Consider the following 4949-nt stretch of genomic DNA (forward strand, 5'->3'; position numbering starts at 1 on the left):
GGTTAATGATGATTGTGGAAATACTTCTGCTATTTTCACTCAAATTATTACCATCGAAGATACTACTGCGCCAACTTGGACAACTGAGGCCGGAACGTTAAACGTTACGGTTCAATGTAGTGATGCAACAGCTTTGGCTAATGCTCAAGCTCAATTCCCAGTTGCAACTGACGCTTGTGATACAGATTTGACAAACATTGTAAAAGTAAGCGGTGCTTTTGTAGCTTCTCAAGGTTGTGCTAACGCCGGAACTTACACTAATACTTGGACGGTTAATGATGATTGTGGAAATACTTCTGCTATTTTCACTCAAATTATTACCATCGAAGATACTACTGCGCCAACTTGGACAACTGAGGCCGGAACGTTAAACGTTACGGTTCAATGTAGTGATGCAGCAGCTTTAGCTAATGCTCAAGCTCAATTCCCAGTAGCTACTGATGCTTGTGATACTGATGTCACAAACATTGTAAAAGTAAGCGGTGCTTTTGTAGCTTCTCAAGGTTGTGCTAACGCCGGAACATATACTAATACTTGGACTGTTAATGACGATTGCGGAAATACTTCTGCTATTTTCACACAAATCATTACCATCGAAGATACGACTGCTCCTACTTGGTCAACTCAAGCCGGAACATTAAATACTACTGTTCAATGTAGTGATGCAACAGCTTTGGCTAATGCTCAAGCTCAATTCCCAGTAGCTACTGATGCTTGTGATACAGATGTGACCAACATTGTAAAAGTAAGTGGTGCTTTTGTTGCCTCTCAAGGTTGCGCTAACGCCGGAACTTATACTAATACTTGGACGGTTAATGACGATTGTGGAAATACTTCTGCTATTTTCACACAAATCATTACTATCGAAGATACTACTGCTCCAACTTGGTCTACTCAAGGGGGAACATTAAATACTACTGTTCAATGTAGCGATGCAACAGCTTTAGCTAATGCTCAAGCACAATTCCCAGTTGCAACGGATAGCTGTGATACTGATGTGACCAACATTGTAAAAGTAAGCGGTGCTTTTGTTGCTTCTCAAGGTTGCGCTAACGCTGGAACTTATACTAATACTTGGACGGTTAATGATGATTGCGGAAATACTTCTGATGTTTTCACGCAAATCATTACCATCGAAGATACTACTGCTCCAACTTGGTCAACTCAAGGGGGAACATTAAATACAACGGTTCAATGTAGCAATGCAGCAGCTTTGGCTAATGCTCAAGCTCAATTCCCAGTGGCTGCTGACGCTTGTGATACGGATGTGACAAACATTGTAAAAGTAAGCGGTGCTTTTGTAGCTTCTCAAGGTTGTACTAACGCCGGAACATATACTAATACTTGGACGGTTAATGACGATTGTGGAAATACTTCTGATGTTTTCACGCAAATCATTACTATCGAAGATACTACTGCTCCTACTTGGTCAACTCAAGGGGGAACATTAGATGTTACTTTACAATGTAGCGATAATGACGGATTGACAACCGCTCAAAACCAAGCTCCAATTGCAACAGATAATTGTGATGGAACTATAACTTATACTAAAGTAACTGGTCAATTACAAAAAGGTAGCTGTGGAAGTACTGGTACTTACACCAACACCTGGACTGCAACTGATACTTGCAATAATACCTCAACTGTCTTTACTCAGGTAATTACCGTTCAGGATACTGCAATTCCAACTTGGATTACTCAGGCTGGAACATTAGACACTACTGTTCAATGTAGTGATGCTGCAGCATTAACTGCTGCTCAAAATCAAGCTCCTGCAGCTACAGCCAATTGTTCAATTGTAACTTATACCAAAACAAGTGGTTCTTTTATTGCCTCTGAAGGTTGCGCTAATGCTGGAACTTATACCAACTCTTGGGTTGCAAAAGATGATTGCGGAAACGTTACGGATGCCTTTATTCAAGTAATTACTATTGAAGATACAACTGCTCCAACTTGGACAACTGAGGCCGAAACATTAAACGTGACTGTTCAATGTAGTGATGTAACAGCTTTAAATGCTGCTCAAGCTCAATTCCCTATTGCGGCTGATGCTTGTGATGGTGATGTTTCTAATATCGTGAAAACAAGTGGTGCTTTTGTAGCCTCTGAAGGTTGCGCAAATGCAGGAACTTATACTAATACTTGGACTGTTAAAGATGATTGTGGAAATACTTCTGATACCTTCACGCAAATCATTACCATCGAAGATACTACTGCACCAACTTGGTCAACTCAAGCCGGAACATTAAACGTTACTGTTCAATGTAGCGATGCAACAGCTTTGACTACTGCTCAAACACAATTCCCAGTTGCTACTGACTCTTGTGATGGTGATGTTTCTAATATCGTGAAAACAAGTGGTGCTTTTGTAGCTTCTGAAACTTGTGCAAATGCAGGAACTTATACTAACACTTGGACTGTAAAAGATGATTGTGGAAATACTTCTGATATTTACACGCAAGTGATTACAATCGAAGATACCACTGCTCCAACTTGGACAACTCAGCCTGGAACATTAAACGTTACTGTTCAATGTAGCGATGCAACGGCTTTAACTACTGCTCAAACACAATTCCCGGTTGCTACTGATTCTTGTGATGGTGATGTTTCTAATATCGTAAAAACAAGTGGTGCTTTTGTAGCCTCTGAAGGTTGCGCTAACGCTGGAACTTATACTAACACTTGGACCGTTAAAGATGATTGTGGAAATACTTCTGCTATTTACACTCAAGTGATTACAATTGAAGATACCACTGCTCCAACTTGGACAACTGAGGCCGGAACATTAAACGTTACTGTTCAATGTAGTGATGCAACAGCTTTGACTACTGCTCAAACACAATTCCCCGTTGCTACTGACTCTTGTGATGGTGATGTTTCTAATATCGTGAAAACAAGTGGTGCTTTTGTAGCCTCTGAAGGTTGCGCTAACGCTGGAACTTATACCAATACTTGGACTGTAAAAGATGATTGTGGAAATACTTCAGATACTTTCACGCAAGTGATTACAATCGAAGATACCACTGCGCCAACTTGGACAACTCAGCCTGGAACATTAAACGTTACTGTTCAATGTAGCGATGCAACAGCTTTGACTACTGCTCAAACACAATTCCCGGTTGCAACTGATAGCTGTGATGGTGATGTTTCTAATATCGTGAAAACAAGTGGTGCTTTTGTAGCCTCTGAAACTTGTGCAAATGCAGGAACATATACTAATACTTGGACTGTAAAAGATGATTGTGGAAATACTTCAGATGTTTTCACACAAGTAATTACAATCGAAGATACCACTGCTCCAACTTGGACAACTCAGCCTGGAACATTAAACGTTACTGTTCAATGTAGCGATACTGATGGATTGACAGCTGCTCAAAACCAAGCTCCAATTGCAACAGATAATTGCGATGGAACTATAACTTATACTAAAGTAACCGGTCAATTACAAAAAGGAAGTTGTGGAAGTACTGGTACTTACACCAACACCTGGACTGCAACCGATACTTGCAATAATACCTCAACTGTCTTTACTCAGGTAATTACCGTTCAGGATACCGCAATACCAACTTGGATTACTCAGGCTGGAACATTAAACACTACTGTTCAATGTAGTGATGCTGCAGGATTAACTGCTGCTCAAAATCAAGCTCCTGCAGCTACAGCCAATTGTTCAGTTGTAACTTATACCAAAACAAGTGGCACTTTTGTTGCCTCTGAAGGTTGTGCTAACGCTGGAACGTATACCAACTCTTGGATTGCAAAAGATGATTGTGGAAACGTTACGGATGCTTTCACTCAAGTAATTACAATTGAAGATACCACTGCCCCAACTTGGACAACTGAGGCCGGAACATTAAATGTAACTGTTCAATGTAGCGATGCAACAGCTTTAACTACTGCTCAAACACAATTCCCGGTTGCTACTGATTCTTGTGATGGTGATGTTTCGAATATCGTAAAAACCAGCGGTGCTTTTGTGGCCTCTGAAGGTTGTGCAAATGCAGGAACTTATACTAACACTTGGACTGTAAAAGATGATTGTGGAAATACTTCTGATACTTTCACTCAAATCATTACTATCGAAGATACTACTGCTCCAACATGGACAACTCAAACCGGAACATTAAACGTAACTGTTCAATGTAGCGATGCAACAGCTTTGACTACTGCTCAAACACAATTCCCGGTTGCTACTGACTCTTGTGATGGTGATGTTTCTAATATCGTAAAAACCAGCGGTGCTTTTGTAGCTTCTGAAGGTTGCGCTAACGCTGGAACTTATACTAATACTTGGACTGTTAAAGATGATTGTGGTAACACTTCTGATGTTTACACTCAAATTATTACAATCGAAGATACCACTGCTCCAACTTGGACAACTGAGGCCGGAACATTAAACGTAACTGTTCAATGTAGTGATGCAACAGCTTTAAATACTGCTCAAACACAATTCCCGGTTGCGACTGATTCTTGTGATGGTGATGTTTCGAATATCGTAAAAACCAGCGGTGCTTTTGTGGCCTCTGAAGGTTGTACTAATGCCGGAACTTATACTAACACTTGGACTGTTAAAGATGATTGTGGTAACACTTCTGATGTTTACACTCAAGTGATTACTATTGAAGATACCACTGCCCCAACTTGGACAACTGAGGCCGGAACATTAAACGTAACTGTTCAGTGTAGTGATGCAACAGCTTTGACTACCGCTCAAACACAATTCCCGGTTGCTACTGATTCTTGTGATGGTGATGTTTCTAATATCGTGAAAACAAGTGGTGCTTTTGTAGCCTCTGAAGGTTGCGCTAACGCCGGAACTTATACTAACACTTGGACTGTTAAAGACGATTGTGGTAATACTTCTGATACTTTCACGCAAGTGATTACAATTGAAGATACCAGTAAACCAATATTTACCGGAGATCTTCCAAAAGATAGTACTGTTTCTT

General features: G+C 40.5%; 1 protein-coding gene. It reads left to right on the plus strand.

Going from position 1 to position 4949, the window contains the following annotated elements; genetic code table 11:
* A partial coding sequence (locus ACHRV3_RS22915; protein ID WP_395442794.1) for a beta strand repeat-containing protein occupies window positions 1-4949 on the plus strand: 4949 nt, incomplete at both ends.

The sequence above is a fragment of the Flavobacterium sp. FlaQc-49 genome (assembly GCF_044005985.1).
Taxonomy (GTDB): Bacteria; Bacteroidota; Bacteroidia; order Flavobacteriales; family Flavobacteriaceae; genus Flavobacterium; species Flavobacterium cupriresistens.